The organism is Thauera linaloolentis 47Lol = DSM 12138 (assembly GCF_000310205.1).
Taxonomy (GTDB): Bacteria; Pseudomonadota; Gammaproteobacteria; order Burkholderiales; family Rhodocyclaceae; genus Thauera; species Thauera linaloolentis.
This window is the reverse complement of the sequence record NZ_AMXE01000008.1, coordinates 26,035-49,489: the sequence shown is the minus strand read 5'-3', so window position 1 is coordinate 49,489 and position 23,455 is coordinate 26,035. Positions and strand designations below refer to the sequence as shown.

Here is a 23,455-nt window from a genome sequence, read left to right as displayed (position 1 = left end):
CCCCGGCGCAAGGCCGGGGCAAGCATTCTGGATCCCAGCGATGCTAGCACGCGGCTTTGCCGCGGCCGGCTATCAGGGCGATTGATTCACTCAAGCCCCGTGTCCCCGCAGGAACGGCTTTGGCCGCGGCAGCAGCCCTGGAAGCCGCATCGCAGCTCTGTTCGCGGCTGAAGCCGCGCCTGCGGGAAAACAGCTAGTACGGCGAAAAAAGCGGGCAGTGCGCTCAGTGTGCCTCGTCCCAGTTGTCGCCCGCGCCCACTTCCACCAGCAGCGGCACCCTCAACTGCGCAACGCCGCCCATCAGCCGGGGCAGTTCGGCGCGGATGGTTTCCAGTTCGGCCTCGGGCGCTTCAAGCACCAGTTCGTCGTGCACCTGCAACACCAGCTTCGATTGCAGCCCGGTCTCGGCCAGCCAGTCGCGGGTGGCGATCATCGCCTTCTTGATCAGGTCGGCGGCCGTGCCCTGCATGGGCGCGTTGATCGCCGCGCGCTCGGCGGCCTGGCGGCGGCCGACCTGGGCGGCGCGGATGTCGGGCAGGTAGAGGCGGCGGCCGAACACGGTCTCGACGTAGCCCTTGTCGCGCGCCTCGACGCGGGTCCGCTCCATGTAGTCGGCGACGCCGGGATAGCGCGCAAAATAGCGGTCGATCCAGCCCTGGGCGGCGGCGCGCTCGATGCCGAGGTTCTTCGCCAGACCGTGCGCGCTCATGCCGTAGATGAGGCCGAAGTTGATGACCTTGGCGTAGCGGCGCTGCTCGCTGCTGACCTCCGCCGGCGGCACGCCGAAGACTTCGCCGGCGGTGGCGCGGTGCACGTCCTCGCCGCGGGCGAAAGCCTCCAGCAGGCGGGCGTCGCCCGACAGGTGGGCCATGATGCGCAGTTCGACCTGCGAATAGTCGGCGGACACGATCAGGTGTCCGCGCGGGGCGATGAAGGCGGCGCGGATACGGCGCCCTTCGGGCGTGCGGATCGGGATGTTCTGCAGGTTGGGCTCGGAACTCGACAACCGCCCGGTGACGGCGGTGGCCTGCGAGAAGCTGGTATGCACCCGGCCGGTACGCGGGTTGACCATGCGCGGCAGCTTGTCGGCGTAGGTGCTCTTGAGCTTGGCCAGGCTGCGGTGCTCCAGCAGCAGCTTGGGCAGCGGGTAGTCGTCGGCGAGCTTTTCCAGCACTTCCTCGTCGGTGGAAGGCTGGCCGGTGGCGGTCTTCTTGACCACCGGCAGGCCGAGCTTGCCGAACAGGATTTCGCCGAGTTGCTTGGGCGAGCCGAGGTTGAAGGGCTGGCCGGCCAGTTCGTGCGCCTGCAGTTCGAGTGCGTGCAGGCGGCGGCCGAGTTCCTCGGAGTGCTGGCTGAGCAGGAAGGGATCGATCAGCACGCCGTTGCGTTCCATCTGCTGCAGCACGGACAGCACCGGCAGTTCGATGTCGCGGTACAGCGCGGCGAGCGCGGGCTCGGCTTCGAGCCGCGGCCACAGGTGGCGGTGCAGGCGCAGCGTGACGTCGGCGTCCTCGGCGGCGTATTCGGTGGCACGCTCGACCGCCACTTCATCGAAGCCGATCTGCTTGGCGCCCTTGCCGCAGACCTCGGTGTAGGGAATCGTCGTCAGGCCGAGATGGCGCTTGGCGAGCGAATCCATGTCGTGCGGCCGGTCGCTTTCCAGCACGTAGGATTCGAGCAGGGTGTCGTGGGCGATGCCGCGCAGCGCGATGCCGTGGTTGGCGAGCACATGGGCGTCGTACTTCAGGTTCTGGCCGAGCTTGGCGTGGGCGTCGGACTCCAGCCAGGGCCGCAGCTTGTCCAGCACCTCGGCCAGCGGCAGTTGCCCGGGCGCTTCGGCGCCGCGGTGCGCCAGCGGCAGGTAGGCGGCCTCGCCCGTCTCGACGGCGAAGGACATCCCGACCAGTTGCGCCGCCATCGGGTCGAGGCTGGTGGTCTCGGTGTCGAAGGCGGTCAGCCCGGACGCGGTGATCCGGTCCAGCCAGGCGTCGAACGCCGGCCAGTCGAGGATCGCGGCGTAGTTGCCGCGATGGGCGCCGGGGTCGGCCGGCTCCGTGCCCTTTCCGTCCTCATCCGGGGCGAAGCGGCGCGCGTCGGTGGCGGCTTTCGATTCGGCGACACTGGCGGCTCCGGCGTCGAGGTCCTTCAGCCACGAGCGGAACTCGAAGCGCTCGTACAGCGCGCGCAGCGCCGCCTTGTCGTCGCCGCGCGCGGGCAGTTCGTCCACCGCCACCGGCAATTCGACGTCGGTCGCCACCGTCACCAGCCTGCGCCCCAGCGGCAGGAAGTCCAGATGCCTGCGCAGGTTCTCGCCGACCTTGCCGCCGACCTTGTCGGCGTTGGCGATCAGCGTATCCAGGTCGCCATATTCGGCCAGCCACTTCAGCGCGGTCTTGGGGCCGCATTTTTCCACGCCCGGCACGTTGTCCACGGTATCGCCGACCAGCGCCAGGTAGTCGACGATGCGCTCGGGCGGCACGCCGAACTTGGCTTCGACGCCGGCCGGGTCCAGCACTTCCTCGCTCATGGTGTTGACCCATTGCACGCCGGGGCGCACGAGCTGGGTCAAGTCCTTGTCGCCGGTCGAGATGACCACTTCCCAGCCGCGCTCCAGCGCCTGGCGGGTCAGCGTGCCGATGACGTCGTCGGCCTCGACGCCCTCGACCGACAGCAGCGGCCAGCCTTCGGCCTGCACCGCCTCGTGCAGCGGCGCGATCTGCGCGCGCAGGTCGTCGGGCATCGGCGGGCGCTGCGCCTTGTATTCGGGATACCAGTCGTCGCGGAAGGTCTTGCCCTTGGCGTCGAACACGCAGGCGCGAAATTCCGCCTTGTAGTCGCTTTCCAGCCGACGTAGCATCGACAGCACCCCTCGTATCGCCCCCGTCGGCTCGCCCTGCGAATTGCGCAGATCGGGCAGCGCATGGAAGGCGCGATAGAGATAGCTGGAGCCATCGACGAGCAGCAGGGTCGGCATTCTGGACAATCCTCGGGAACGGGGCCGGACAACAACACGAGAACAACAACATGACCGCGAAAGACAAACTCCCCCGCAGCGAGCCAGACGCTTCCGCGCCGCGCTACAACGCGCGCGAATCCTGGCGTATCTTCGGAATTATGGCAGAGTTCGTGGAGGCAACCGACCGCCTGGCCGCGATCCGCCCCGCAGTGTCGATCTTCGGCAGCGCGCGCACGCCGCCGGACCACACGTATTACATGCTCACCGAACAGATCGCGCGCCTGCTGTCCGATTCGGGCTTCACCGTCATTTCCGGCGGCGGGCCGGGCATCATGGAGGCAGCCAACAAGGGCGCCTTCTTCGGCAAGAGCCCGTCGGTGGGGCTGAACATCCAGTTGCCGCTGGAACAGAGCGCCAACCCCTACCAGGATATCTCGCAGACTTTCCGCCACTTCTTCGCGCGCAAGTTCATGTTCGTGAAGTTCGCCGCCGCCTATGTGGTCATGCCCGGCGGCTTCGGCACGCTCGACGAACTGCTCGAGGCGATGACCCTGATCCAGACCAAGAAGAGCCAGAAGATCCCCATCATCCTGGTGCACGGCCCCTTCTGGCAGGGCCTGCTCGACTGGTTCCGCGACCGCCTCGTCGCCGACGGCATGATCAACCCCGAGGATCTCGACCTGGTGCAGGTCATCGACAGGCCCGAGGACGTCGTCGAGGCGATCTTCAAGCACTACGAGCGGCGCGGCTTCCAGCCCCTGCCCGCGGAACACGACATGATGCTGAACCTGTAAGGCGGCCCCGCCCACGGCAGCAGCCTGCCGCCCAAACGGATAGAATCACCGCATCTCCAGGAGAACACCATGCGCCGCACCCTGATCGCCCTGCTGCTCGCCGCCGCCATGCCGGCCTACGCCCAGCAGCCCCCCGCCCTCGAACCGATCCCCGAGCCGCCGCCCATGCCGGGCGAAGGCGTGGTCGAAGAACCCGAGGTCACCATCATCCAGCGCGGCGAGGACACCGTCACCGAGTACCGCATCCGCGGCCAGCTCTACATGGTCAAGGTGACGCCGCTGCATGGCGTGCCCTATTACCTGATCGACAAGGAAGGCAACGGCCAGATGGTGCGCGAGGACGCCCTCCCCAGCCTGGCGGTGCCGATGTGGGTGATCAAGTCCTGGTGAGCACGGCCGCGGCGCCCCGCCTGTTCAGCTTCGCGCCGGCGGCCCGCACCGACGCGCGGGTGCTGGTGCTCGGCAGCATGCCGGGCGCGGCCTCGCTCGCCGCCGCGCAGTATTACGCCCATCCGCGCAACGCCTTCTGGCCGATCATGGGCGCGCTGTTCGGCGCCGGCCCCGCCCTGCCCTACGCCGAACGCCTGGCGCGGCTGAATGCGGCCGGCGTCGCGCTGTGGGACGTCATCGCCGCCTGCGAACGCAGCGGCAGCCTCGACAGCGCCATCACCCCCGCCAGCATCGAGGCAAACGACTTCGCCCGCCTGTTCCGCGAAAGCCCGGCGATCGGCCATGTGTTCTTCAACGGCACCACCGCCGAAACGTCTTTCCGCCGCCACGTGCTGAACCGTGTCGCGCTGCCGTCCGGGCTGCAGTTCACCCGCCTGCCCTCGACCAGCCCGGCGCATGCCGCGCTTGGCCCCGAGGCCAAGCTTGCCGCCTGGCAGGCAGTGCGCCAGGCCGCCGCTTCGGCCAGCGGCGCCTCCACGCCCCTCACCCTTCCCTCCGCTGCCGCGCAGGCAGCCTGAAGCGCCCGCGCAGCAAGCTCTGGAGCCCCCGCATGTCCGTCTTCACCCCCGTTCCCGAACCCGTCCTCGCCGACTGGCTGAAAGGCTACGCCATCGGCCGGCTGGTGGAGCTGAAGGGCATTTCGGCCGGCGTGCAGAACAGCAACTTCTTCGTCACCACCACGCTCGGCCGCTACGTGCTGACGCTGTTCGAAGACATGCCGCGCGCCGAGCTGCCCTACTACCTGCACCTGATGGCGCACCTGTCGCGCCACGGCCTGCCGGTGCCCGGCCCGATCGCTAACCGCGACAACGAATACCTCGGCACGCTGCAGGACCGCCCCGCCGCGCTGGTCGTGCGCCTGTCGGGGGGGTCCGAGATGCAGCCCGGCATCACGCACTGCGAGAAAGTCGGCGCCATGCTCGCCGGCCTGCACCTGGCCGGCCAGTCCTACGGCCGCCGCCAGGAAAACCCGCGCGGCGCGGGCTGGCGCGACGCCACCGCGCAGGCCGTGCGCCCCTTCCTGCCGGCAGGCGAGCAGGCCCTGCTCGACGCCGAACTCGCCTTCCAGGCCACGGTGGACGCCACCGCCCTGCCCGCGGGCGCGATCCACGCCGACCTCTTCCGCGACAACGTGCTGTGGGACCGGGACGAGGACGGCACGCCGCACATCGGCGGCGTCATCGATTTCTACTTCGCCGGCTTCGACGCCCTGCTGTTCGACGTCGCCGTCACCGTCAACGACTGGTGTACGCAAGCCGACGGCCAGCTCGACCCGGCGCGCACCCGCGCCCTGCTCGACGCCTATCATGCCGAGCGTCCCTTCGGCGCCGACGAACACGCCGCCTGGCCGGCCATGCTGCGCGCCGCCGCGCTGCGCTTCTGGCTATCGCGCGCGGCCGATTTTCACCGCCCCCGCAGCGGCGAGATGGTGCTGGTGAAAGACCCGGACGAATACCGCGACATCCTGCGCCTGCGGGCCGCGGGCGTGCCGCCCCTGCCACGATGAACATATCCCGCCGCCCCCGCCATCCCCCTCCGCCCGCCCCCGGCGACGTCGCCCCCGGCCATGCCCTGCAATGGCTCGCCGACGGCTGGCGGCTGTTCATGAAGGCCCCCGTCATCTGGGCGCTGCAGGCCTTCATCTTCTTCATCATCCTCGCCGCGCTGGGCATGCTGCCCATCCTCGGCTGGGCCGCGGCGCCAATCGCGCTGCCGCTGCTGATCGCGGGCATGCTGTCCGGCGCCCAGGTGCTCGACCGCGGCGAAGCGCTGCACGTCGGCCACCTCTTCGACGGCATCCGCCGCCATGCCGGCAACCTGCTGCTGGTGGGCACCTTCCACTTGCTGGGCGCCCTGCTGGCGGCCCTGATCGCCGCCGCGATCGGCAGCAGCGCGGTGCTGGCCGGCATGGTCGTCGGCAGCGTCCCGGGCGCGGGCATGGCCGCGGGCGGCATGATGTTCGGCGTGCTGGTATTCACCGTGCTGTGGGCGCTGCTGATGATGGCGCTGTGGTTCGCCCCCGCGCTGGTGATGCTGCACGACGTCGCGCCGCTCGACGCGATGATGCTGTCGGCCCGCGCCTGCTTCCACAACCTGCTCGCCTTCATCGTGCTCGCCGCGCTGCTCTACGTGCTCGCATGGGTGGCGCTGATTCCCGCCGGACTGGGCATGCTGGCACTGTTGCCGGTGATCGCCGGCGCGCTGTACGCGGCCTGGAAGGAAACCTTCGCCCCCCTGCTGCCCGTGCTGCCTGAACCAGCCGACGGCGCCAACCCGAACTGAAGATCCACCCTCATGCAAGCAAGAACGCTTCCCTCGTCACGCGGCTGGAACTGGCTGCGCGAAGGCCTGCAACTGTGGCGCAGGAGCCCCGCGCTGATCACCTTCGCCGCCTTCGGCTACCTGCTCACGCTGCTGCTCGTCAGCCTGTTTCCGTTCATCGGCCAGATCGCCGCCTCCTTGATCATGCCGGCGCTGTCGGTCGGCGTGCTCAACGCCTGCCGCGCGGTCGAGGCCGGACGCAAGACGGGGCCGGACGTACTGTTCTCCGGCTTTCGCACCAACCTGCCCGCGCTGCTCGCCATCGGCGGCCTCTACCTGGCCGGCTCCATCGTCGTGCTGCTGCTGGTGTCGATGGTGGACGACGGCACGCTGGCGGAAATCATGCGCGGCGGCGAAATCGACGAAGCCGTCATGGCCGATTCCAACCTCGGCTTCACGCTGCTGGTGGCCATGCTGCTGTCCACGCCGCTGATGATGGCCTACTGGTTCGCGCCGATGCTGGCCGCGTGGTGGAAGCTTCCCGCGGCAAAGGCGATGTTCTTCAGCTTCTACGCCTGCCTGCGCAACTGGCGCCCCTTCCTCGCCTATTCGATCGGCGTGCTGCTGTTCGGCGCCTTCCTGCCCGGCCTGATCATCGGCGTGCTGGGCATGGTCTCGCCCATGCTGGCCACGCTCACCTCCTTCCCGCTGCCGCTGGTGCTGGTACCGGTGCTGTTCGCCAGCTTCTACGCAAATACACGCGACGTCTTCGGACTGCCCGGGGACGGTAGCGCACGGGCAGGGCATCCGCCCGCCAACCCGCCGGCGGACCTCGGCAATGGCCGCTGAACGCGCGGACGCCGCTCCGCTCCGCCCCATCGGCCTGCTCGGCGGCACCTTCGACCCGATCCACCTCGGCCATCTGCGCCTGGCGGAAGAAGCACGCGAAACCCTGGCGCTGGAATGCGTGCGCCTCATCCCCGCGGGCCGGCCGCCGCATCGTGGCGAACCCGGCAGCACCGCCGACGACCGCCTGGCCATGGCCCACCTCGCCACGGCCGGCAACCCGGGGCTCGAAATCGACGACGGCGAAGTGCGCGCCCGGCAGAAGAGCTATACCGTGCCGACACTCGAACGCCTGCGCGCGGAACTCGGCCCGCGACGCCCGCTGGTGCTGATCCTCGGCGCAGATGCCTTCGAGGGCCTGCCGGGGTGGCACCGCTGGCAGGAACTGTTCGCGCTCACCCACATCGCCATCGCCAACCGCCCCGGCTATGCGCCCCACGCCCGCCGCTGGCCCGCCACGCTGTCGCCGGAACTCGCCGCGCTGTGCCAGGACCGCCATACGTCCGACCCCGCGGACCTGCGCGCCGCCCCCGCGGGCCGCGTCATTCCTTTCGACATGACGCCGCTGGCCATTTCGGCGTCGCTGATCCGCGACCTCATCGGCCACGGCCACAGCGCGCGCTATTTGCTGCCCGATTCGGTTCTCGACTATATTGGGGCGCATGGGCTTTACCGCTGACGTGCGGACATGAAGCCCTTTTGTTTTCCCCTTTCGTTTTCCCCTTTCCGGCCGCCGCCGCGCCGCCACCCACCTGGACAGACCGCCCTTTGATGGATACTCCCGCCCTGCAGCAGCTCGTCGTTTCCGCCCTCGAAGACATCAAGGCGCGCGACATCGAAGTCATCGACACCTCACGCAATACGCCGCTGTTCGACCGCATCGTCGTCGCCAGCGCGGAATCCAGCCGCCAGACCCGCGCCCTCGCCCGCAACGTGCATGACAAGGCACGCGAAGCCGGCGCCGACGTCCTCAGCATCGAAGGCGAGGACGGCGGCGAATGGGTACTGGTCGACCTCGGCAGCATCGTGGTCCACATCATGCAGCCCGCCATCCGCGCCCACTACCGCCTGGAGGAGCTGTGGAACACCGCGCCCGCCTCGCGCAAGCCGGCGCACGCCACAGCAGGCAAGTGAGTTGAGACTCTTCGTCGTCGCCGTGGGCCACCGCATGCCGTCCTGGGTCGAGGCCGGCTTCGACGAATTCGCCCGGCGCATGCCGCGCGAACTGCCGCTGCAACTGGTCGAGGTCAAAGCCGAGCCGCGCGCCAGCGGCAAAACGGTGGAAGCGATGATGACGGCCGAGGCCGCACGCATCGAAGCCGCGCTGCCGCCACGCTGCCGCCGCGTCATCCTCGACGAGCGCGGCGCCGACCTGAGCACCCTGGCGCTGTCGCGCAAGCTTGAAGCCTGGCAGGGCGAAGGCCAGGACGTGGCGCTGGTCGTCGGCGGCCCGGACGGGCTGGCGCCGGCCTTCAAGGCCACGGCCCACGAGTCGATCCGGCTCTCCAGCCTGACCCTGCCGCACGCCCTGGTGCGCCCGCTGCTGGCCGAGGCGCTGTACCGCGCATGGACCGTGCTGCGCAACCACCCCTACCACCGCGAATAAGCCTGCCTTTTCTGCCGCCGATGACTTCCCGCATCTACCTTGCCTCCAAGAGCCCGCGCCGGCGCGAACTGCTGCGCCAGATCGGCGTGCAGTTCGACGTCCTGACCTTCCGCAGCGGCGAGCGCGGCGACGACGCCGACGTCGATGAAACCCCGCTCTCCGGCGAAGGCGTCGAACGCTACGTCGAACGCCTCGCGCTGACCAAGGCCCAGGCCGGCATGCGCCGCATCCAGTGGCGCAAGATGCTGCGCCACCCGGTGCTGGCGGCCGACACGACGCTGGAGCTGGATGGCGAGATCATCGGCAAGCCGGTCGATACGGCCGATGCCCACACCATCCTGCGCCGCCTGTCCGGCCGCAGCCACCGCGTGCTGACCGCGCTGGCGGTCAGCGACGGCGAACGCACGCGCAGCAAGCTGTCGGTGAACACGGTGAAGTTCCGCGTGCTCTCCGACCTCGAAATCCGCCATTACGTCGCCACCGGCGAACCGATGGACAAGGCCGGCGCCTACGGCATCCAGGGCAAGGCCGCGATCTTCATCGAGGAGATCCACGGCAGCCACTCGGGGATCATGGGCCTGCCGCTGTTCGAAACCGCGCAACTGCTCGGGGCCTTCGGCTATCCTCTGTAACCCGCGCAATTCACCGTAGGAAATACGGGCTTGCCGATGATCGAGCCCTGATGGATGAGCAATACGCAAGGGCAGCCCCGGCAGGAAAGGCGGGCCGTCCTTGCGCATTTCCCATTGACGCAGGCTTTCATGAGCATCGAATTCCTCATCAACTTCACTCCGCAGGAAACGCGGGTCGCGATCATCGAGCAGGGCGTGGTGCAGGAGCTCCACGTCGAACGCACCGCCAGCCGCGGCATCGTCGGCAACGTGTATCTGGGCAAGGTCGTGCGCGTGCTGCCCGGCATGCAGTCGGCCTTCATCGACATCGGCCTGGAGCGCACCGCCTTCCTCCACGTCGCCGACATCTGGAGCGACCGCCAGAACGGCGAGCCCGCACGCCCCATCGAACGCATCCTGGCCGAAGGCCAGAGCCTGATGGTGCAGGTGCTGAAGGATCCGATCGGCACCAAGGGCGCGCGGCTGTCGACGCAGATCAGCCTGGCTGGCCGCCTGCTGGTCTACCTGCCGCAGGAAAAGCACATCGGCATTTCGCAGCGCATCGAGGACGAAGCCGAGCGCATCGCCCTGCGCGACCGGCTGAGCGCGTTGGTGCCCGCCGACGAGCCCGGCGGCTTCATCGTGCGCACGATGGCCGAATCAGCCTCCGACGCCGAGCTCGGCGCCGACATCGCCTACCTGCGCAAGCTGTGGGGCGAGATCGGCAACAGCACCGCCGGTCTGTTCCCGCCCCAGTTGCTGCACGAAGACCTCGGCCTGGGCCAGCGCGCGCTGCGCGACCTCGCCAACGAGGAAACCACGCGCATCCGCGTCGACTCGCGGGAGAACTTCCAGAAGCTCACCGCCTTCGCCGAGGAATACACGCCCAAGGTGCTGCCGCTGCTCGAACACTATGCCGGCGAACGCCCGCTGTTCGAGCTCTACAACGTCGAGGAAGAAATCCAGAAGGCGCTCGCCCGCCGCGTGGACCTGAAGTCGGGCGGCTACCTGATCATCGACCAGACCGAGGCGATGACCACGGTGGATGTGAACACCGGCGGCTTCGTCGGCGCGCGCAACTTCGACGACACCATCTTCAAGACCAATCTCGAAGCCACCCAGGCCATCGCCCGCCAGCTGCGGCTGCGCAACCTGGGCGGCATCATCATCATCGATTTCATCGACATGGAGAACACCGAGCACCGCGAAATGGTGCTCGACGAGTTCCGCAAGGCGCTGTCGCGCGACCACACCAAGATGAGCATCAACGGCTTCACCGCGCTCGGCCTGGTGGAAATGACGCGCAAACGCACGCGCGAATCCCTCGCCCACCTGCTGTGCGAGTCCTGCCCCACCTGCGGCGGCCGCGGCGAGGTCAAGACCGCGCGTACCGTGGCCTACGAGATCCTGCGCGAACTGCTGCGCGAGGCGCGCCAGTTCAATGCCAGGGAGTTCCGCGTGCTCGCCGCGCCGGACGTGATCGACCTGTTCCTGGACGAGGAAAGCCAGTCGCTGGCAATGCTGTCGGACTTCATCGGCAAGAAGATCTCGCTGCACGCCGAATCCAGCTACACGCAGGAACAGTACGACATCGTGCTGCTGTGAGCACCGTCGCCCGGCCGCCCGAAGGCGGCACCCTCCTCCTCCGCGCAGGTGCTCGCGCCAGCGGCCGGAGGGCAGCCCGGTGAGCCGGCCGACGCCCCGCCCACACCCGGCCGAGCCGCATCCCGGCCGCTTCGCCGGCGCCTTCGCGCGCTACTTCGCCGCGACCCGGCCCGCCTTCCTGTCGGTGACGCTGGTGGCCTGCCTGATCGGGCTGGCCAGCGCCTGGCGCAGCGGCGCCGGCATCGATGCGGCAACGGCCGTCATCACCGTCCTGTTCGCCCTCGTCGCCCATGCCGGCGTCAACGTCGTCAACGACTACCACGACGCGCTGAGCGGCGCGGACGCGGCCAACACCGAGCGCCTGCACCCCTTCACCGGCGGTAGCCGCTTCATCCAGAACGGCGTGCTGACCGCCGCCCAGGCAGGACGTTTCGGCCATGCCCTGCTGGCGGCGGTGATCCCGGCCGGGCTGTGGCTGGCCTGGCAGGCGGGGCCGGGCCTGCTGCTGATCGGCGCCGGCGGGCTGTTCGCCGGCTGGGCCTACTCCGCGCCGCCGCTCAAGCTGATGAGCCGCGGCCTGGGCGAACTGGCGATCGCCGCCGGCTGGCTGCTGGTGGTGGTCGGCAGCGACTACGTGCAGCGCGGCAGCTTCGCTGCATTGCCCGCCATCGCCGGCCTGTCGTATGCGCTGCTCGTCGCCAACCTGCTGTTCATCAACCAGTTTCCCGACCACGCCGGTGACGCCGCGGCGGGCAAGAACACGCTGGTGGTGAAGCTCGGCCCGCAGGTGGCCAAGTGGGGCTATCTGCTGATCGCCATCGTCGCCTACGGCTGGCTGGTGGGCATGAGCGGCAACGGCACGCTGCCGCAAAAGACCGCCGCCGCGGCAATGACGCTGGTGCTGTCCTTCTCGGCCGGGCGCGAGCTGCTGGAGCACGCCGCCGCCCCCACCGAACTCGGCCCGGCCATCAAGCGCACCATCCTTGCCGCCAACCTGCACGGACTGATCCTGGCTGGCGCGCTGGCATTCAGTTGAACCGCGACCGATGGCCTCGCCTTCAACCCGGACCGGAAATCCGTCCCCGCAGGCGCGCGAAACGGTCTGCGCGCCGAACGCACCATTCGCGGCTGAAGCCGCTCGCTCCTACGGGGTGCCGCAAGAAGCCCCGGAGAAGCCCCCATGGGGTTGCCGGGTGCCAACGGAGTGGGGCGCCGCTCACACCCCCAGGTAGCGGCTCCACAGCTCCCGCCGCGCATCCAGCGCGGCGGAACTGCCTTGCCATGCGATGCGTCCGCGCTCCAGGATCAGGGCGCGGTCGGCCAGCGGCAGCAGCTTTTCCACGTACTTGTCGACCACCAGCGTGGTCTGGCCCTGGGCCTTCAACAAGGCCAGGCAGCGCCAGATCTCGTCGCGGATCACCGGCGCCAGCCCTTCGGTGGCCTCGTCGAGGATCAACAGCCGCGGGTTGGTCGACAGCGCCCGCGCGATTGCCAGCATCTGCTGCTCGCCACCCGAAAGCTGGTTGCCCATGTGGCCGGCGCGCTCGGCCAGACGGGGAAACAAGCCATACAGTCGTGCCAGCGTCCACGGTTCGGCCGCGCCGTTGCGCCGGGCGGCGAAGGCGACCAGGTGTTCCCGCACCGTCAGGTTCGGAAAACACTGCCGGCCCTCGGGCACGATCGCCACACCGAGGCGGGCGATGTGGTCGGCGCGCGCGGCATGGATGGGCCGGCCATCGAACAGGATTTCGCCGTACTGCGGCCTCAGGCCGCCGACCAGGGTCTTGATCGTGGTGCTCTTGCCCATGCCGTTGCGGCCGAGCAGCGCCACCACCTCGCCCGGCCGGATGTCGAAGTCGAGCCCGAACAGCACCCGGCTGGCGCCGTAGCCGGCCTCCAGGCCGCGGCAGCGCAGCAGCGGCACGGCATTCATGCGTGTGCCTCGGTGCCCAGATAGACCGACTGCACTTCGGCATGCCCTTTGACGTGCGCGGCATCCCCCGAGGTCAGCACCCGCCCATAGACCAGCACAGAGATGCGGTCGGCGAGCCGGAACACCGCGTCCATGTCGTGCTCGATCAACAGGATCGCGGTTTCGCTGCGCAGCCGGCCGATCAGCTCGATCATCTGCAGCGAATCCTCCGGCCCCATGCCGGCCATCGGTTCGTCGAGCAGCAGCAGCCTGGGACGCGCCGCCAGCGCCAGCGCGAGGTCGAGCCGCTTCTGCATGCCGTGCGGCAGCACGCCGGCGGGGCGGTCGAGCACCTCGGCCAGCCCGGTCTTGTCCGCCAGCGCCAGCGCCGCATCCATCAGCGCCGTCTCGGCCTCGCGCCGCCGCAGGCAGTGGAAGCTGGAACCGGCCTGCGCCTGCACCGCGAGCAGCAGATTGTCGCGCACCGGATCGTTGCGGAACACGCTGGTGATCTGGAAGCAGCGCGCCAGACCGTGGCGCACGCGCTGGTGCGGTGCCAACCCCGTCAGATCGACGCCGTCGAGCACGATGCGGCCGGCATCGGCCGGCAGCAGGCCGGAGATCAGATTGACCAGCGTCGATTTGCCGGCGCCGTTGGGGCCGATCAGGGCATGGATTTCACCCTGCTCCACCGCCAGGTCCACATGGTCGGTGGCAAGCAGGCCGCCGAAGCGCTTGACCAGGCCCACGGCCATGAACAGGCTCATCGGACACCCTCCTGTCCGCCCCGGCGCTCGAACAAGGCGGCCAGGCCCTGCGGCGCATGGAAGACCACGAGCAGCAGCAACATGCCGAGCGGCCAGTGCCAGTAGTCGGTGTGCATCTTCAGCACCTCTTCCAGCGTCAGCCACAGCGCCACGCCCAGCGGCGCCCCCCAACGCCGGCCCAGACCGCCGAGCATCACCATCACCAGCAGCAGCGCGGATTGCGTCCAGTGCATCATCGACGGACTGACGAAGGCGTTGTGGCTGGCCAGCAGCCCGCCCGCCAGGCCGGCGACCGCGCCGGCCGCGACGAAGCCGGCGAGCTTGAGCCGATACACCGGATAGCCGAGCGCGACCATGCGCGTCTCGTTGTCGCGGATGCCGCGCAGCGCATGGCCGTAGCGCGAATGGGCGACGCGGCTGAAGCCGGCGAACACCAGCGCCGCGATCGCCAGCACGACCCAGTAGAAGACGTCCGGATGCGCGCCGTCCAGCCAGGCGCCCAGTCGCAGCGGGGTGTACAGCCCATAGCCGTCATCGCCGCCATAGGTGCGCAGCGACACCGCCAGGTAATACAGCATCTGCGCGAAAGCCAATGTGATCATGATGAAATACACCCCGCGCGTGCGCAGCGACACCGCGCCGATGAGCGCGGCAAACACGCCGGCGACGGCCAGCGCCGCGCCCCAGGCCAGCCAGGCCGAAGAAAAGCCCGCCTCGACCAGTGCGACGACGGCGTAGGCGCCGACGCCGATGAAGCCGGCATGGCCGAGCGCGGCCATGCCGCCATAGCCGAGAATGAAGTTGAGGCTGCTGGCGGCGATGGCGACGATCAGCAAACGGCGCACGAAGCCGACGTAGTACTCCAGCCCCAGCGCCGGCGCCAGCAGCGGAAACAAGGCCAGCGAAGCCAGTACCAGCCAGGGCAGGCGGCGCGCGAAGCCCGGGAAGCGCACGGCAAGGGGCTGCCGTGGACGCCCGCCGGCCGCAGAGACGGAGAGGCGCGGCGGATCGGAAACAGGATGGCTCACGGGCTCGTCTCAGGCGCGGGCGGGGAACAGGCCCGCGGGTTTCAGCGTCAGCACGGCCGCCATCAGCACGTACATGGCGATGCCGGCCAGCGCCGGACCGAGATCCGCCGCCACCGACGGCGGCAGCACCGCGCGCAGCGCCGGCGGCAGGAAGGCGCGCCCGGCGGTGTCGACCAGACCCACCAGCAGCGCGGCGACGAAGGCGCCGCGGATCGAGCCGATGCCGCCGATGACGATCACCACCAGCGCCGGGATCAGGATCGCCTCGCCCATGCCGATCTGCACCGAACTGATCGGCGCCATCAGCGCACCGGCCAGGGCCGCCAGCGCGGCACCGAGCGCGAACACGAAGGCGAACACGCCGCCGACGCGCACGCCCATGAATTCCGCCATCTGGCGGTTCGAAGCGCCGGCGCGCACCAGCATGCCGATGCGCGTCCTGTTGACCAGCAGGTAGAGCCCGAGCGCGACCAGCAGGCCGGCGCCGATCAGCAGCAGGCGATACGACGGATAGGGCAGGCCGTCGACAAGCTGCACCGGCCCGGCGAGCGCGGCGGGCGTCGTCGCCATCAGCGGCGCGACACCCCAGATCGCCTTCACCGCGTCGTCGGCGATCAGAATGATGCCGAAGGTCGCCAGCACCTGGACGAGATGATCGCGCCGGTACAGGCGGCGCACGACCAGCACTTCGAGCAGCGCCGCGACCGCCACGGTGACGCACACCGCGGCCAGCACCGCGAGCGCGAACATGCCGCTGGCCTCGTGCACGCGCGCAGCGACATAGGCGCCGACCATGTACAGCGAACCGTGGGCGAGGTTCATCGTGTCCATGATGCCGAACACCAGCGTCAGACCGGCGGCGATCAGGAACAGCATCAGGCCGTAGCCCAAGCCATTGAGCAACTGCTCGAAAACGAAGATGGCATCCATCGGTGATGAGGAAGTACGTGCCGCGGCACGCCGGGGCGGTGCCGCAGGCCCCCTGCGCGCAGGTCCGAAGGCGGGAAGGCGAAATTTACATTTTGCAGGCGCCGACGTAGGCGTCCTGGTGCTTCTCCAGCGTGGTGCCGACCAGCTTGTTGGTCAGCCGGCCGTCGGCGTCCTTGCCGACTTCGCGCAGGTAGTAGTTCTGCACCGGGTAGTTGTTGGCGCCATAGGCGAAGTCGCCGCGCACCGACTTGAAGCTCGGCTTCTTCAGCGCCTTCAGCAGCGCCTCGCGGTCATCGGCCTTGCCGCCGGCGTCGCGCACCGCGGCATCCATCGCCATCAGCGTGTCGTAGGCCATCGCCGCATACACCGAGGGATAGCGGCCGTCGTATTTCTTGCGGAAGGCGGCGACGAACGCGGCATTGGCCTCGCCCGGCAGGTCGTGCGTCCAGTGCGCGGTGTTGAGCAGGCCGATCATCGGCTCGCCCACGGCCTGGATCACGTCCTCGTCGGCCGAGAAGCCCGGCGCGATCAGCGGCACGTCCTTCAGGCCGCCGCCGACGAACTGCTTGACGAAGTTGATGCCCATCGCGCCGGGCAGGAAGAAGAACACCGCATCCGGCTTGGCGGCGCGGATCTGCGCGATCTCGGCGGCATAGTCGATCTGGCCGAGGCGGGTGTAGATCTCATCCTTGACCGCGCCCTCGTACAGGCGCTTGAAGCCGTTGAGGTGGTCCTTGCCCGCCGGGTAGTTGGGCGCGATCAGCACCACGTTCTCGTAGCCCTTTTCGTTGGCGACCTTGCCGGCGGCCTCGTCGTAGGTGTCGTTCTGGTACTGGGCGAAGAAGTACGGATTGCACTTGTCGCCGGCATACGCGCTGGGACCGGGATTGCTCGACAGATAGGGCACCTTGGCGGCGAACAGGGCGGGGCCGACCGCAAGCGCGGCGTTCGAGCCGATCGGGCCGGTGAAGAAGTCGATCTTGTCGCGCTGCAGGTAGCGGGCGACAAGCTGGTTCGCCTGCTCGGGGCTGCCGCCGAAGTCGGTGCGCAGGAACTCCGCCGGCTGGCCGCCGAGTTTGCCGCCCAGCTTCTCGATCGCCAGTTCGAAACCGTCGCGCGCCTCTGCGCCCAGCGCCGAGAACGGGCCGGAAATGTCCAGCGCGATGCCGACCTTGATGTCGGCGGCGTGGCCGGCGGCGGCGGCACACAGCGCCAGGGCGGCGGCCAGAAACTTCATCTGCGGCATGCGGGAGTCTCCTCGATTTTTTCGACAGGGCGGGCACGGCGCCAAGCCTGCGCGGAAAAAGCCGGTGCAAGCGGGGCGCAATCGCGCGAACGGGCCAGATTCTAGCCCGAGCGCAGTGGCCGGCAGAAGAAAACCCCGCGAGGATGCCAGACATTACACACCAGGCTGCATGAGTCTTCACCCATGAAGGCGGGCTTCGGCAGGCGCGCTGCTAGACTTGCGCATCCCACGCACTCCGCCCGGAAACACGATCATGATCGAACGCTCAAGAGATGGCAGATGCCGCCGATCGCGCCTACGGTGACACTGGGCGCGGTCGTGGTCTGGCTGGGCCTGGTGGCTGGCCTGGGGTGGTGGACATCGCAGCGGATCGTCGCCGCGGAGCTGAGCGATCTGGCGGCCCACGCCGAATACGAGGCCGAAACCACCGCGCGTGTCGTGGACCGGCTGTTCACCGAGATGCTCAGCGTCGCCAACATGGTGGCGCGCCAGGGCCAGGTGATCCAGCTCGCCACCCGGTATCGCACCGACCCGCCCGACGCTGCCGGGCTGACGCGCCAGCAGCGCGCCGCACGGTTCACCCGCGATCCACTGGTACGCACGGTAGGCGATTTCATGAACGCGCTGTCCGGCGATCTGAGCTACGCCCGCATCTACATGAACAATCTGTCGGACGACACCGTGACGGCCAGCAACTGGGCCGAGCCCGACAGCATCGTGGGCATGATCTACTCGGGCAGGCCCTACCTCATCGACGCATTGCGAAGCGGCAACGGCCATTCGTTCGGTATCGCCCGTCTGAACAGAACGCCCTCCTACTTCGTCGCCAGCCGCATCGAAGACGCCGACGGCGTGCCCCAGGGTTCCGTCACGGTGAAGTTCGACGCGCCGGAAATGGCGCGCTACCTGACGGGCCGGCACATCACGCTGATCGTGAACCGCCAGGGGCGCGTGACCACCTCCTCGTCCCCACCCTTCATGCTGCGCAACGTGGCGGCACTTTTGCCGCCAGGCGCCGTATGGCCTTCGGACGGAGACGAGGGTCCGGGCGAACCCATGGATATCCGCGTGCTGGCGGATCCGGATGGGGCCGGTCCTTGGCTCATCGACGGCCAGCCCCATTTGCTGCAACGCCAGCCGCTGTCCAATACGCAATACCAGTTGCTCACGCTGGCTGCGCTCGACCATCTGCAGCCGATGCGCAAGCAGCACCTTGGCATGGCGCTGCTGGCGGCAGCGGTCGGTCTGGTCGTGATCCTGCTCTCCGGCCACGCGGCCGGGCAGATGATGCGGCGCCGCCAGGATGAACGGCATGCGGCCAACCATGACGCATTGACCGGTCTGCCGAATCGACGCGCGGTGCTGACGGAACTGAGCCGGCTGTTCGCTCTGGCGAAGCGGACTCGGCAGTGGGTGCTGGTGGCGTTCATCGACCTGGATGGATTCAAGGCGATCAACGACACCTACGGCCATGAGGTCGGCGACGAATTCCTGATCGAGGCGGGCCGTCGCATGTCGGCCGGCCTGCGGGCGGGCGACATGCTGGGCCGCCTGGGCGGCGACGAATTCGTCGTGATCGGGCTGGTGGCCGAGCCCCAGGCCGATGACCCGGATGCGGCGGTCGATGCGATGCGCGACCGACTGGCGCCGCTGCTGACCGGCACCTATGCCTTTGACGAATGCAGCTTCGACTATCTAGGTGCGAGCTTTGGCATCGTCACCCTCGATCCATCCGTCACGTCGCCGCAAACCGCGCTCAAGGATGCCGATCGCCTGATGTATGCCGACAAGCAGGCGCGGCGGGCACAACAGGCTGGGTAGGAAGCGTCCGGTTCAAGCGCTTTTCAAATGGCGGGAGAGGGGACCAACCACGGTTTTCACACCCCTCACGCCGGACTGTATGGATTTCCACCCATGAAACCGGGAATCCGCGGGCGCCGCTGCTAGACTTGCGCGTCCTCACCTGCTTCCTTCCGCCCAGTCTGGAACCACGATCATGATCGGACGCCTCACCGGCACCCTGCTCGAAAAGAACCCGCCCCAGATCCTCGTCGACGTGCATGGCGTCGGCTACGAGGTCGACGTGCCGATGAGCACCTTCTACGGCCTGCCGGCCACCGGCGCCCAGCTCAGCCTCTACACGCACCACGTGGTGCGCGAGGACGGCCACTTCCTGTTCGGCTTCGCCACCGACGAGGAACGCGCCGCCTTCCGCCAGTTGCTGAAGGTATCGGGCGTCGGCGCGCGCATGGCACTGGCGGTGCTGTCGGGGCTGTCGGTCAACGACCTCGCGCAGGCAGTCGCGCTGCAGGAGGCCGGCCGGCTGGTGAAGATTCCCGGCATCGGCAAGAAGACCGCCGAGCGCCTGCTGCTGGAACTGCGCGACAAGCTCGGCAAGGCGCTGCCGAGCATGGCCGGCACCCGCCTCGCCGCCGCGCCCGGCGCGGTGCCCGACACCCGCAGCGACATCCTCAACGCGCTGCTGGCGCTGGGCTACAACGAGCGCGAGGCGCTGGGCGCGATGAAGGGCCTGGACGAAGGCGCCAGCGTGTCCGAGGGCATCCGCCAGGCACTGAAACTGCTGTCCAGGGGCTAAACTGCCGCCATGATCGAGACAGACAAGCTGCGCGCCGGAAGCCCCGAGCGCCTGATCTCCGCCCAACCCGCCGACCGCCAGGAAGACGCGATCGAACGCGCGCTGCGCCCCAAGCGCCTGGCCGAATACGTCGGCCAGGCCAAGATCCGCGAGCAGCTCGAAATCTTCATCCAGGCCGCGCGCCGCCGCAGCGAGGCGCTGGACCACGTACTGCTGTTCGGCCCGCCCGGCCTGGGCAAGACCACGCTGGCCCACATCGTCGCCGCCGAGATGGGCGTCAACCTGCGCCAGACGTCCGGCCCGGTGCTGGAACGCGCCGGCGACCTGGCCGCGCTGCTGACCAACCTCGAACCGCACGACGTGCTGTTCATCGACGAAATCCATCGCCTGTCGCCCGTGGTCGAGGAAATCCTCTACCCGGCGCTGGAAGACTTCCAGATCGACATCATGATCGGCGAGGGCCCGGCGGCGCGCTCGGTCAAGCTCGACCTGCCGCCCTTCACCCTGGTCGGCGCCACCACCCGCGCCGGCATGCTCACCAACCCGCTGCGCGACCGCTTCGGCATCGTGTCGCGGCTGGAGTTCTACACGCCGGAAGAACTCGGCTTCATCGTCAGCCGTTCGGCGCGCCTGCTCAACGTCGAGATCGACGACCAGGGCGCACTGGAAATCGCCCGCCGCGCGCGCGGCACGCCGCGCATCGCCAACCGCCTGCTGCGCCGCGTGCGCGACTATGCCGAGGTGAAGGCAGGCGGCCGGATCACCGCCGCTGTGGCCGACGCCGCGCTGCGCATGCTCGACGTCGACACCCTCGGCCTCGACCTGATGGACCGCAAGCTGCTGTCGGCGATGCTGGAGAAGTTCGGCGGCGGCCCGGTCGGCCTCGACAACATCGCGGCGGCGATCGGCGAATCCACCGACACCATCGAGGACGTCATCGAGCCCTACCTGATCCAGCAGGGGTATCTGCAGCGCACGCCGCGCGGGCGCATGGCGACACACTCGATCTGGCAGCACTTCGGACTGGCGCCGCCGCGCGCGGGCGGCGGCCTCTTCGGCACCTGAGCACGGCCCCGGATGCGCTCGCTGCAGACGGTGATGTTCATGCTGTGCGTGCTCGGCGGGCTGTTTCTGCTGACACAGGCGCCGGCCTTCTTCATGCCCGGCCGCGATCCCGCCATCGGCCTGCAGTTCGACGCGGCATCCTCACGCCTGCTGGGCGCCGGCCTGCTGGCACTCGCCGCGGCGGGCGGGCAGTACCTGCGGGCGATGTATTACAGCGCGGAGCGCAGGCTGCCCGACACGGCCGGCCAGCGCCGCTATTCCGCCATCCTGCTGCTGGCGCTGGCGCTGCTCGGCGGCGCCCTGTGGCAGGCCGAGCCGGGTGCGAATCCGGAATATCGCGCGCCACCATCGGCCGCCGCGCTCCCCCAGGCCTCTCCAGCCCCCTGAGCACGTGCCCGGATTCAGCCGTATTCGGGCATCAGCTTGCGGGCGCGGTCGGCGGCGTCGATCAATTCGGTCAGCTCGCGCGAACTCAGCACCGAGCCGAAATGCTCGATCGCGGCCTCGGTGACGAACAGATGGCCGTTGTCACGGCGTGTCACCCACCCCAGCTCGACCAGGCGGGCGATCTTGCGCCTTACGGTTTCGCGCGGCAGATCGGTGGCTGCCGCGATGGAATAGGCGTTGCATGGACGAAGGCTACAGGTTTCGGGCATCGACATGTCGGCCGAGATAGGCGTCCGGCCGGACGGCATGTCCGCGACGGCGGCCGGCGTATTGCCGTTCTCGAATACACCGATGTTGTGCAGCGCGATTTCGCCAAGCAGGATCGGCAACAGGATGTCGCGATCGAACTCTTCGAACCAGCGGCGCAAATTGCGGATCTGGTGACGGACGAGCAGCAGCGCGACCGCGCGCGTTGCGCAATGGGAAGACGCCGAAGTCCGCTTCCCACCCTCGACTGCACCCTCCCTGCTGGATACCGCCTTGGGGCTGGCTTTATTTGACATGACTTCCCGGAGCCGGCCATCCTCTCCGGGTTGGCCGTGCACTATTCTTATAGTGAATATTCATGAATTGAATATCCATGAACGTCATACAACACGCGGAGCATAACTCAGCGCTTTACCGGCAACATACGCAAAAATGCCCAATGTGGGCAAAATCGCGGCAATTGACATTCACTTGCGCGCGCGCGGGTGGGTCTTGTCGTAGACCTGCGAAAGGTGCTGGAAATCGAGGTGTGTATAGACCTGCGTACTGCGGATGCTGGCATGCCCGAGCAATTCCTGAACGGCGCGCAGATCGCCGCTCGATTGCAGCAGATGGCTGGCAAAGCTGTGCCGCAGCATGTGCGGGTGGACATGGACGCCAAGGCCGATCTGCCTGGCGCGGAGCGCGAGCCGGCTGCGGATTCCGGCCGGCGACAGGCGCGTGCCCGTGCGCGACACGAAAACGGCGCGTTCATCCGCCGGCGCCATCTGCTCCCGCGCCGCCAGCCATGCACGCAGGGCATCCAGCGCCTTGCCGCCCACCGGTACGCTGCGCTGGCGCTGGCGCTTGCCGGTCACCGTCACCATCGCCTCGGCCAGATCGAGGCCGCCACCGACATCGAGCGCGGCCAGCTCGGCAAGGCGCAGGCCCGACGAATAAAACAGCTCGAACATCGCCAGATCGCGCATTTCGAGCAGCCCTTCGGCCTCGCCCTCGAGCAGGGCCTGCGCCTGGTCGGGCGACAGCGCGCGTGGCAGCGTGACGGCCGACTTCGGCGCCCGGATGCCATCCACCGGATTGGCCGCCAGGCCCTGGTGGCGCACCAGCCAGCGGTAGAACCCCCGCCAGGCGCTGAGGTGGCGCGCGATCGAGCGCCCGGACAAGCCTTCCCCGTGCAGGCGCCCGACAAAGCGGCGGATGTCGTGCGGCGCCAGCGTCGCGAGCCCTCGGCCGTCGGCGAGGCGCAGCAGGGCCTGGAGGTCGCGGCGGTAAGCCTGCAGGGTCAGCCCTGCGGCGCGGCGCTGGCTGGCGAGCCAGCCCAGCCAGGCTTCGGCCTCGGGCGGCAAGGGGACCGCTGCCGCCTCGGGGTCGGGCACAGCCGCCGGCTTCACGCCCCGAGCCGCATTCATCTCAAGCGCGGGAGGTGGACAGCGCCGCCGCCGCCAGTTCGCCGATGCGCCCGAGGTAGAGCGTCCCCATATCGGCATAGAAGCGTTCGGCCTCGGCACTGCCCAGCGCCAGCACGCCGAAAGCAGCGCCCTGGCGCCGCAGCGGAATCAGCGCGACGGAGCGCACGTGCGGCGCCACCTCGCCGAAGCAGGCCAGCAGTTCGATGTTCTCGGGCGCGCCGCAATAAGGATTGCGCAGCGCATCGAGCTGGCGGCGGAGCGCCTCGCCGAGATGCGAGGCATCGCCCGGCAGCCCCCAGGTTTCGAGCGCGACGTGCGGCACCGAGAAGTCTTCCTGCAGACTGCCGACCAGCACACGACGGACGGCATCCGCGCCGCCGGCCTCGATCAGCGCGGCGGCGAGGCGATGCACCTTGGTGCTGATGTCGTCGTTCTCTTCGCCGAAGCGGATCAGCTCGGCAAGCTTCAACTCGAGCTGGCGGATCTTGTCGCGCAGCGCATGGAGCTGGCGCTCGGCGAGCGAGATGGCCTGGCCGCCGTGCTGCGGGTGCGGCACGGTGAGCCGGGTGAATAACTCGCCGTGCTGCACGAGGAAATCGGGGTTGTCGCGCAGATAGCGGGCGACGTCGTCGGCATTCATGTCATCACTCCGGCCGGGCGCCAAGGCCGCCCGGCATCAACGGTTCGGCGGGCGGCAACCAGGATGCCGGCGGGCCGT

25 protein-coding genes are annotated in these 23,455 nt (G+C 68.8%); 16 read left to right on the top strand and 9 right to left on the bottom strand.

Features of this window, described 5'->3' with window-relative positions:
- Positions 1 to 223: 223 nt before the first annotated feature.
- Positions 224 to 2,974 carry a DNA polymerase I gene (gene polA / locus C666_RS04260; protein WP_004334196.1) on the bottom strand — a complete coding sequence of 917 codons (2,751 nt, stop codon included), beginning with the start codon at positions 2,972 to 2,974 and terminating at the stop codon, positions 224 to 226.
- A gap of 50 nt (positions 2,975 to 3,024) precedes the next feature.
- Here polA and C666_RS04255 point away from each other — a divergent pair, with 50 nt between their 5' ends.
- From C666_RS04255 to C666_RS04200, 12 genes are all read left to right on the top strand, one after another.
- Positions 3,025 to 3,750, top strand: a complete 726-nt coding sequence (locus tag C666_RS04255; RefSeq protein WP_004334194.1) for an LOG family protein — start codon at positions 3,025 to 3,027, stop codon at positions 3,748 to 3,750.
- Between the two features lie 69 nt (positions 3,751 to 3,819).
- The gene (locus C666_RS04250) at positions 3,820 to 4,140 is read left to right on the top strand and encodes a DUF2782 domain-containing protein (protein ID WP_004334193.1); all 321 of its coding nucleotides are present in this window, start codon (positions 3,820 to 3,822) and stop codon (positions 4,138 to 4,140) included.
- A complete protein-coding gene (locus C666_RS04245) occupies positions 4,137 to 4,718 on the top strand; it encodes a DNA-deoxyinosine glycosylase (RefSeq protein WP_004334191.1) in 582 nt (193 codons plus the stop codon). Before C666_RS04250 ends, C666_RS04245 begins: the two co-directional genes overlap by 4 nt.
- A gap of 32 nt (positions 4,719 to 4,750) precedes the next feature.
- On the top strand, positions 4,751 to 5,707 hold the full coding sequence (locus tag C666_RS04240; protein WP_004334190.1) for a homoserine kinase: 957 nt from the start codon (positions 4,751 to 4,753) through the stop codon (positions 5,705 to 5,707).
- Positions 5,704 to 6,483, top strand: coding sequence for a BPSS1780 family membrane protein (locus C666_RS04235; RefSeq protein ID WP_004334188.1), 780 nt, complete (start codon positions 5,704 to 5,706; stop codon positions 6,481 to 6,483). Before C666_RS04240 ends, C666_RS04235 begins: the two co-directional genes overlap by 4 nt.
- Positions 6,484 to 6,495: 12 nt before the next feature.
- The gene (locus C666_RS04230) at positions 6,496 to 7,311 is read left to right on the top strand and encodes a BPSS1780 family membrane protein (protein ID WP_004334186.1); all 816 of its coding nucleotides are present in this window, start codon (positions 6,496 to 6,498) and stop codon (positions 7,309 to 7,311) included.
- Entirely contained in the window at positions 7,301 to 7,987 is a 687-nt protein-coding gene (gene nadD, locus C666_RS04225) for a nicotinate-nucleotide adenylyltransferase (RefSeq protein ID WP_004334184.1), read from the top strand. Before C666_RS04230 ends, nadD begins: the two co-directional genes overlap by 11 nt.
- 92 nt (positions 7,988 to 8,079) lie before the next feature.
- Positions 8,080 to 8,442: a ribosome silencing factor gene (gene rsfS, locus C666_RS04220; RefSeq protein WP_004334181.1), complete on the top strand. Its 363-nt coding sequence runs from the start codon at positions 8,080 to 8,082 to the stop codon at positions 8,440 to 8,442.
- A gap of 1 nt (position 8,443) precedes the next feature.
- Positions 8,444 to 8,914, top strand: coding sequence for a 23S rRNA (pseudouridine(1915)-N(3))-methyltransferase RlmH (rlmH, locus tag C666_RS04215; protein ID WP_004334179.1), 471 nt, complete (start codon positions 8,444 to 8,446; stop codon positions 8,912 to 8,914).
- 20 nt (positions 8,915 to 8,934) lie between these two features.
- Complete coding sequence (locus C666_RS04210) at positions 8,935 to 9,546, top strand: Maf family protein (protein ID WP_004334177.1); 612 nt, start codon at positions 8,935 to 8,937, stop codon at positions 9,544 to 9,546.
- A 129-nt stretch (positions 9,547 to 9,675) separates the two neighbouring features.
- Positions 9,676 to 11,130 (top strand): ribonuclease G, encoded by a 1,455-nt coding sequence (rng, locus tag C666_RS04205; protein ID WP_004334175.1) that lies wholly within the window; start codon positions 9,676 to 9,678, stop codon positions 11,128 to 11,130.
- A gap of 79 nt (positions 11,131 to 11,209) precedes the next feature.
- Entirely contained in the window at positions 11,210 to 12,166 is a 957-nt protein-coding gene (locus C666_RS04200; protein ID WP_004334173.1) for a prenyltransferase, read from the top strand.
- A gap of 180 nt (positions 12,167 to 12,346) precedes the next feature.
- On the opposite strand, the gene C666_RS04195 is transcribed toward C666_RS04200, so the two are convergent.
- The 5 genes from C666_RS04195 to C666_RS04175 all read right to left on the bottom strand — a co-directional run bounded on the left by C666_RS04195 (position 12,347) and on the right by C666_RS04175 (position 17,013).
- The gene (locus C666_RS04195) at positions 12,347 to 13,063 is read right to left on the bottom strand and encodes an ABC transporter ATP-binding protein (RefSeq protein WP_004334171.1); all 717 of its coding nucleotides are present in this window, start codon (positions 13,061 to 13,063) and stop codon (positions 12,347 to 12,349) included.
- Positions 13,060 to 13,809: an ABC transporter ATP-binding protein gene (locus tag C666_RS04190; RefSeq protein ID WP_004334170.1), complete on the bottom strand. Its 750-nt coding sequence runs from the start codon at positions 13,807 to 13,809 to the stop codon at positions 13,060 to 13,062. Before C666_RS04190 ends, C666_RS04195 begins: the two co-directional genes overlap by 4 nt.
- A complete protein-coding gene (locus C666_RS04185; RefSeq protein ID WP_004334168.1) occupies positions 13,806 to 14,762 on the bottom strand; it encodes a branched-chain amino acid ABC transporter permease in 957 nt (318 codons plus the stop codon). Before C666_RS04185 ends, C666_RS04190 begins: the two co-directional genes overlap by 4 nt.
- Before the next feature lie 84 nt (positions 14,763 to 14,846).
- On the bottom strand, positions 14,847 to 15,767 hold the full coding sequence (locus C666_RS04180) for a branched-chain amino acid ABC transporter permease (RefSeq protein WP_004334166.1): 921 nt from the start codon (positions 15,765 to 15,767) through the stop codon (positions 14,847 to 14,849).
- 85 nt (positions 15,768 to 15,852) lie between these two features.
- Positions 15,853 to 17,013 carry an ABC transporter substrate-binding protein gene (locus tag C666_RS04175; RefSeq protein ID WP_004334164.1) on the bottom strand — a complete coding sequence of 387 codons (1,161 nt, stop codon included), beginning with the start codon at positions 17,011 to 17,013 and terminating at the stop codon, positions 15,853 to 15,855.
- 279 nt (positions 17,014 to 17,292) lie between these two features.
- On the opposite strand from C666_RS04175, the gene C666_RS04170 reads away from it, so the two are divergent.
- The 4 genes from C666_RS04170 to C666_RS04155 all read left to right on the top strand — a co-directional run bounded on the left by C666_RS04170 (position 17,293) and on the right by C666_RS04155 (position 21,061).
- Positions 17,293 to 18,834, top strand: coding sequence for a GGDEF domain-containing protein (locus C666_RS04170; protein WP_004334162.1), 1,542 nt, complete (start codon positions 17,293 to 17,295; stop codon positions 18,832 to 18,834).
- 175 nt (positions 18,835 to 19,009) lie between these two features.
- Positions 19,010 to 19,609, top strand: coding sequence for a Holliday junction branch migration protein RuvA (gene ruvA, locus C666_RS04165; protein ID WP_004334161.1), 600 nt, complete (start codon positions 19,010 to 19,012; stop codon positions 19,607 to 19,609).
- 9 nt (positions 19,610 to 19,618) lie between these two features.
- The gene (ruvB, locus tag C666_RS04160) at positions 19,619 to 20,674 is read left to right on the top strand and encodes a Holliday junction branch migration DNA helicase RuvB (protein WP_004334159.1); all 1,056 of its coding nucleotides are present in this window, start codon (positions 19,619 to 19,621) and stop codon (positions 20,672 to 20,674) included.
- A 12-nt stretch (positions 20,675 to 20,686) separates the two neighbouring features.
- Positions 20,687 to 21,061 carry a hypothetical protein gene (locus C666_RS04155; protein ID WP_004334158.1) on the top strand — a complete coding sequence of 125 codons (375 nt, stop codon included), beginning with the start codon at positions 20,687 to 20,689 and terminating at the stop codon, positions 21,059 to 21,061.
- A 14-nt stretch (positions 21,062 to 21,075) separates the two neighbouring features.
- Here the strand turns inward: C666_RS04155 and C666_RS04150 are convergent, their stop codons facing one another.
- From C666_RS04150 to C666_RS04140, 3 genes are all read right to left on the bottom strand, one after another.
- Entirely contained in the window at positions 21,076 to 21,624 is a 549-nt protein-coding gene (locus tag C666_RS04150) for a helix-turn-helix domain-containing protein (protein WP_028791896.1), read from the bottom strand.
- Between the two features lie 171 nt (positions 21,625 to 21,795).
- Positions 21,796 to 22,737, bottom strand: coding sequence for a tyrosine recombinase XerC (gene xerC, locus C666_RS04145; protein WP_051019869.1), 942 nt, complete (start codon positions 22,735 to 22,737; stop codon positions 21,796 to 21,798).
- Between the two features lies 1 nt (position 22,738).
- Complete coding sequence (locus tag C666_RS04140; RefSeq protein ID WP_004334151.1) at positions 22,739 to 23,377, bottom strand: DUF484 family protein; 639 nt, start codon at positions 23,375 to 23,377, stop codon at positions 22,739 to 22,741.
- Positions 23,378 to 23,455 lie beyond the last annotated feature (78 nt).

Excerpts from the sequence above, each read along its gene's own strand:
- polA (WP_004334196.1), bottom strand. The coding sequence starts at position 2,974 with ATGCCGACCCTGCTGCTCGTCGATGGCTCCAGCTATCTCTATCGCGCC.
- C666_RS04255 (WP_004334194.1), top strand. The coding sequence starts at position 3,025 with ATGACCGCGAAAGACAAACTCCCCCGCAGCGAGCCAGACGCTTCCGCG.
- C666_RS04250 (WP_004334193.1), top strand. The coding sequence starts at position 3,820 with ATGCGCCGCACCCTGATCGCCCTGCTGCTCGCCGCCGCCATGCCGGCC.
- C666_RS04240 (WP_004334190.1), top strand. The coding sequence starts at position 4,751 with ATGTCCGTCTTCACCCCCGTTCCCGAACCCGTCCTCGCCGACTGGCTG.
- C666_RS04235 (WP_004334188.1), top strand. The coding sequence starts at position 5,704 with ATGAACATATCCCGCCGCCCCCGCCATCCCCCTCCGCCCGCCCCCGGC.
- C666_RS04230 (WP_004334186.1), top strand. The coding sequence starts at position 6,496 with ATGCAAGCAAGAACGCTTCCCTCGTCACGCGGCTGGAACTGGCTGCGC.
- nadD (WP_004334184.1), top strand. The coding sequence starts at position 7,301 with ATGGCCGCTGAACGCGCGGACGCCGCTCCGCTCCGCCCCATCGGCCTG.
- rsfS (WP_004334181.1), top strand. The coding sequence starts at position 8,080 with ATGGATACTCCCGCCCTGCAGCAGCTCGTCGTTTCCGCCCTCGAAGAC.
- C666_RS04210 (WP_004334177.1), top strand. The coding sequence starts at position 8,935 with ATGACTTCCCGCATCTACCTTGCCTCCAAGAGCCCGCGCCGGCGCGAA.
- rng (WP_004334175.1), top strand. The coding sequence starts at position 9,676 with ATGAGCATCGAATTCCTCATCAACTTCACTCCGCAGGAAACGCGGGTC.
- C666_RS04195 (WP_004334171.1), bottom strand. The coding sequence starts at position 13,063 with ATGAATGCCGTGCCGCTGCTGCGCTGCCGCGGCCTGGAGGCCGGCTAC.
- C666_RS04190 (WP_004334170.1), bottom strand. The coding sequence starts at position 13,809 with ATGAGCCTGTTCATGGCCGTGGGCCTGGTCAAGCGCTTCGGCGGCCTG.
- C666_RS04180 (WP_004334166.1), bottom strand. The coding sequence starts at position 15,767 with ATGGATGCCATCTTCGTTTTCGAGCAGTTGCTCAATGGCTTGGGCTAC.
- C666_RS04175 (WP_004334164.1), bottom strand. The coding sequence starts at position 17,013 with ATGCCGCAGATGAAGTTTCTGGCCGCCGCCCTGGCGCTGTGTGCCGCC.
- C666_RS04170 (WP_004334162.1), top strand. The coding sequence starts at position 17,293 with ATGCCGCCGATCGCGCCTACGGTGACACTGGGCGCGGTCGTGGTCTGG.
- ruvA (WP_004334161.1), top strand. The coding sequence starts at position 19,010 with ATGATCGGACGCCTCACCGGCACCCTGCTCGAAAAGAACCCGCCCCAG.
- ruvB (WP_004334159.1), top strand. The coding sequence starts at position 19,619 with ATGATCGAGACAGACAAGCTGCGCGCCGGAAGCCCCGAGCGCCTGATC.
- C666_RS04155 (WP_004334158.1), top strand. The coding sequence starts at position 20,687 with ATGCGCTCGCTGCAGACGGTGATGTTCATGCTGTGCGTGCTCGGCGGG.
- C666_RS04150 (WP_028791896.1), bottom strand. The coding sequence starts at position 21,624 with ATGTCAAATAAAGCCAGCCCCAAGGCGGTATCCAGCAGGGAGGGTGCA.
- xerC (WP_051019869.1), bottom strand. The coding sequence starts at position 22,737 with ATGAATGCGGCTCGGGGCGTGAAGCCGGCGGCTGTGCCCGACCCCGAG.
- C666_RS04140 (WP_004334151.1), bottom strand. The coding sequence starts at position 23,377 with ATGAATGCCGACGACGTCGCCCGCTATCTGCGCGACAACCCCGATTTC.